Source organism: Coleofasciculus sp. (assembly GCF_046565525.1).
Lineage (GTDB): Bacteria > Cyanobacteriota > Cyanobacteriia > Cyanobacteriales > Coleofasciculaceae > Coleofasciculus.
Window position 1 is genome coordinate 1 of record NZ_JBKHUP010000215.1, and the last position, 4,465, is coordinate 4,465.

At 45.6% G+C, this 4,465-nt stretch carries 6 protein-coding genes; 2 read left to right on the forward strand and 4 right to left on the reverse strand.

Going from position 1 to position 4,465, the window contains the following annotated elements; translation table 11 throughout:
• Nucleotides 1-389, forward strand: a 389-nt coding sequence (locus ACLGGO_RS35065; protein WP_446422780.1) for a transposase, incomplete at its 5' end; no start/stop codon positions are given.
• Nucleotides 390-391: 2 nt separating this feature from the next.
• On the opposite strand, the gene ACLGGO_RS35070 is transcribed toward ACLGGO_RS35065, so the two are convergent.
• The 4 genes from ACLGGO_RS35070 to guaA all read right to left on the reverse strand — a co-directional run bounded on the left by ACLGGO_RS35070 (nt 392) and on the right by guaA (nt 3,365).
• Nucleotides 392-793 (reverse strand): ribosomal maturation YjgA family protein, encoded by a 402-nt coding sequence (locus ACLGGO_RS35070; RefSeq protein ID WP_446336670.1) that lies wholly within the window; start codon nt 791-793, stop codon nt 392-394.
• Between the two features lie 30 nt (nt 794-823).
• Nucleotides 824-1,345, reverse strand: a complete 522-nt coding sequence (locus tag ACLGGO_RS35075) for a TM2 domain-containing protein (RefSeq protein WP_446422781.1) — start codon at nt 1,343-1,345, stop codon at nt 824-826.
• 45 nt (nt 1,346-1,390) lie between these two features.
• Nucleotides 1,391-1,597, reverse strand: coding sequence for a hypothetical protein (locus tag ACLGGO_RS35080; protein WP_446422782.1), 207 nt, complete (start codon nt 1,595-1,597; stop codon nt 1,391-1,393).
• Between the two features lie 139 nt (nt 1,598-1,736).
• Nucleotides 1,737-3,365, reverse strand: a complete 1,629-nt coding sequence (gene guaA / locus ACLGGO_RS35085) for a glutamine-hydrolyzing GMP synthase (RefSeq protein WP_446422783.1) — start codon at nt 3,363-3,365, stop codon at nt 1,737-1,739.
• A 256-nt stretch (nt 3,366-3,621) separates the two neighbouring features.
• On the opposite strand from guaA, the gene ACLGGO_RS35090 reads away from it, so the two are divergent.
• Nucleotides 3,622-4,465 (forward strand): RNA-guided endonuclease InsQ/TnpB family protein (locus tag ACLGGO_RS35090; RefSeq protein ID WP_446422784.1); only part of this gene is annotated, 844 nt, incomplete at its 3' end.

Sequence of the window (4,465 nt, forward strand, 5' to 3'; positions counted from 1 at the left end):
ATTTGCCCTGTCCGGATGTATCGGATAAATATTTGCCCTGTCCGGATGTATCGGATAAATATTTGCCCTGTCCGGATATATCGGATGCACATCAAACCTTGTCCAAGAATGTCTCACCTCACCTGGATGAATCAACTGCACAACCCAAGGGGACGAAATCCGGTTCTTTAGGGGCAATCATTCAAAATTTCAAATCAGTCTCAACCCGAAAAATAAATCGCATGAATGGTACTTCTGGGGCAATTATCTGGCAAAGCAATTACTACGAACACATTATCCGTGACCAAAGATCATTGAATCACATCCGAAACTATATAACCGAAAATCCACAACGATGGACAGAAGATATAGAAAACAGAGGTATATATTATGGAAATAATATCTTTTAGTATTAATTAATTTTTCCCTTTGACCTGCGCGAGTAGACCCAACACGATCGCATCCACACCCAACCCAAAAAACTGCCGATGAAATAAGAGGGGAAATCTGACCAGGTAAAGGTATTCCCCAATACAACGCGACCCAGAAACGTTGCTCGTATTGCCTGCAAAAATGGAGGTTGCCACAGTTGCAGAAACTCCAGAATACAAGTGACAATACATACTCCTACCGCCGTCCATCGGGGTGAAGCTTGGGGGAAGAAAAGCCCAACCAGGAGAATCCAAAAAATCTCATAGGCAAAGCTACCCAGTCGGTCATTTAGCCATTCCGGTGCAGGTGCGTAAAACCGTACCGCATACCCCAAGGGAGCAATTAGGATAATGCTGATCAGCAGGAGAATGCGATATTTCAAAATGTGATGATATTCAGTTGGTCAAGTCAGCTACAGCCATCGCGTTGACTCAGGATTAGCACTCAATTCTAGTTCTGGGAACCCATAAACGACAATGCCTGTATCGGGATCATTGTCAATATTCACATAACCGGATTTGACTAAATCGTTCAACGTAGCTTCTACCTCCGCAAAACCTCTTCCCGTTTCCGCAACCCCCTGAGTCACGGACAATTTACCGCCTCTAAGTTCAGCCGCTTTGACTAATTGTGCAATTAACGAGTCATAGGTTAAAGTATTAGAGCCATGATAGGGCTGAACTAATGTAGGTGACCCAGAAACCGCCGCTTCCCCAGAGATGCGATCGCGCTTCCCGTTCTTGAGATAATGTTCCTCTACCATTCCGGGAATCAAAAACAGGTCAACGAATTGACCGACCCCAAATAATCCCCCAGTAAAAAACCACAATAACCCTGTGCCAATCTTACCATTGTAGAAACGGTGCAATCCGGCAAATCCAAACAGAAAGCCGAACCACAACAAATAACTCCCTTCACGTCGATTTATATCCATTGCCAATCCTCCTCTGGGTTGGGTGTCATTACCAAAGCGCTCTCTCTAGGTCACAGGCTGCATCGGCTTAAACTCCAGCGTGATTAACTTAAAAGCTGCCGTAATTTGTCCTGTGGTTCTTTCCACGCTTTCTTTTATTATTGCCAAACTTTGAGCGAAACGTTTTGAGTGTTGAGGAAAATAGGGGCGGGTTTCACTATTATCGTTGTCACCCAAGGTTGTAGCACAAGTCAAAGGAGAGGGCGAATTCAAAGCCTTCTCTCTCTAACCCCCCTTTATACCCCCCTTTCAAAGGGGGGTAAGGGGGGATGGAGAGAGGTTTATCCAGATTCCGACCAAAAGTAAGCCGCACTTTTGCCCCCCTCCCCTGCACCTCTCCATTCCTAAATTACTATTCCCACTCAATAGTTCCCGGTGGCTTAGAGGTAATATCGTAAACTACCCGATTCACGCCCTTGACTTCATTCACAATCCGATTAGAAATGAGTTCGAGTAAATCATAAGGAACTCGCGACCAATCCGCCGTCATCCCGTCCTCACTACTGACCAAACGCAGTACGATGGGATAGGCATAGGTGCGCTGATCCCCCATCACCCCAACGCTGCGAATGGGGAGTAAAACAGCAAACGCTTGCCAAAGCTCATGATAAAGTCCGTGTCGGTTAATTTCCTGGCGGACAATCAAATCCGCATCGCGCAGGATATTCAGCCGTTCTGCGGTGACTTCACCAATAATCCGAATCGCTAATCCGGGTCCTGGGAAGGGATGACGCCGGACAATTTCTTCGGGTAAACCAATTGAACGACCAACTTTGCGGACTTCATCTTTGAAGAGTTTCCGCAAGGGTTCAACCAGCTTAAAGCGCAAGTCTTTGGGTAAACCACCGACATTATGATGACTCTTAATTTTCACCGCCACCCGTTCCCCAGTTTTCGGGTCAACGTTGGTATCCGCTGATTCAATCACATCGGGGTAAAGGGTTCCCTGAGCTAAATAGTCAAACGGACCGAGGATTTTGGATTGTTCTTCAAAGACGCGAATAAACTCATGACCAATCCGGCGACGCTTTTCTTCAGGGTCAGTAATCCCTTCGAGTCGAGCCAGGAAGCGATCGCGGGCGTTAACATATTCTACAGGAATGTGGAATTCGCCATGAAACAGCTTCAGCAACCGTTCTGGCTCCAGTTTTCGCATGAAGCCTTGATCGATAAACATACAGGTCAATTGGTCGCCAATCGCCTTGTGCAATAAGAAGGCTAGGGTTGAGGAATCCACACCACCGGAAAGAGCGAGCAGTACCCGTTTTTCCCCCACCTTGGCGCGAATTTCGCGAATGGCTTCCTCGACAAAGGCTTCCGTTGTCCAAGTCGGTTCGCAGTCGCAAATGTGGTAAACGAAATTGCGAATTAACGCGATACCGCCAACCGAATGCACCACTTCTGGGTGAAACTGAACTCCATAGAGCTTCTTTTCATGATGTGCGATCGCGGCGCAAGAGGTATTATCGGTATGGGCAAGAACTTCAAAGCCGTCTGGCAATTCCTCACAGGAATCCCCATGGCTCATCCACATAGTTGAGCTTTCTTCTACGTTCGTCAATAAGTCGGTGGGATCATCAATACGCAGCGAAGCTTTGCCATACTCTCCCCGTTGAGAGCGTATCACTTTCCCACCCAGTTGCTGTACCATTAGCTGCATCCCATAGCAAACTCCCAGTACGGGAATCCCCAGACGCCAAATTTCAGGGTCACACTGGGGCGCCGCGTCATCGTAAACTGAATTCGGACCTCCAGATAGGATAATTCCTTTGGGACTCAGTTGTCGGAGTTGTTCGGCGCTGGTGCGATAGGAGATAACTTCCGAATATACCTGGGTTTCACGGATACGACGAGCGATGAGTTCCGAATATTGAGAGCCAAAGTCCAGAATCACAATCATCTGGCGATGTAATTGGTTTTGTAGAGTGGTTGTAGGTAATGTCTCTACTGGCTGAGATGCGTTTCCTGTTGGTATAGTCACTGCTTTGTCCCGTGAGCGCAATTTGAGTAAGATAAGGGTATATATCGCCGAGCAAGTCTGCTACTGATCAGCGAGAATCTATTGGTTTCAACTGATGGAGCCAAGCTTTATAGATATTCTTACAGTATAAGCGATGGTGAAAGCCCTCGTGATTTATCCGAGGGATGAAACCGAGCGATGCGTCTAGTCTAGCAACTTTAGTTGCGAGTGTTAGCCTTTGTGTGATATAATTCTACCATAATCTCAGCATGGTAAAATGATTGTCTACGAAGGTAAGTTAAAAGGTAAAGAGTATCAGTATAGAAGGCTTGATGAAGCCATCCGTACTGGTCTGTTTATTCGTAATGCTTGCCTTCAGTATTGGGAAAATGGTCATGCCAAAAATCGCAATGACTTGTCTAAATATTGTGCGATTCTTGGTAAAAGTAAAGAGTTTCCTTGGGCGGGAAAATTAAACTCTCAAGCTCGACAAGCAATGTCAGAGCGTGCCTACGCGGCTATTTCAAGATTTTTTGACAACTGCAAAAAGCAAGTCAAAGGAAAGAAAGGATACCCTAAGTACAAAAATAATCGTCCTAATCATGGTTCCGTAGAGTATAAAACATCAGGCTGGAAACTATCAGAGAATCGTGACTCAATCACGTTTACTGATGGGTTTAAAGCCGGAACGTTTAAGCTTTATGGAACTCGTGACTTGAACTACTATCAACTGACTCAGATTAAAAGAGTTAGGGTAGTGCGTCGCGCTGATGGATACTATGCTCAATTCTGTATTGACCACGACAGGACTGAAGATAGGACTCCGACAGGTCACAACGTAGGGTTAGACGTTGGCTTAAACCATTTCTATACTGACTCAGATGGTCAAACAGTTGATAATCCGAGATTTCTGAGGAAATCAGACCAAGCACTGAAACGACTTCAAAAGAAAGTGTCTAAGAAGTTTAGAAAAGGTCAACCACAATCTAACAACTACAAAAAGGCTAAACAAAAGTTAGCCAAGAAACACTTGAAAGTCAGTAAGCAGCGTAAAGACTTTGCAGTAAAGACTGCATTGTGCGTAGTCCGGTCTAACGACTTGGTAGCTTATGAAGACTTGC

Bases quoted from the DNA above. Each gene is read 5' to 3' on its own strand.
- ACLGGO_RS35075 (WP_446422781.1), bottom strand. From the start codon at position 1,345: ATGGATATAAATCGACGTGAAGGGAGTTATTTGTTGTGGTTCGGCTTT.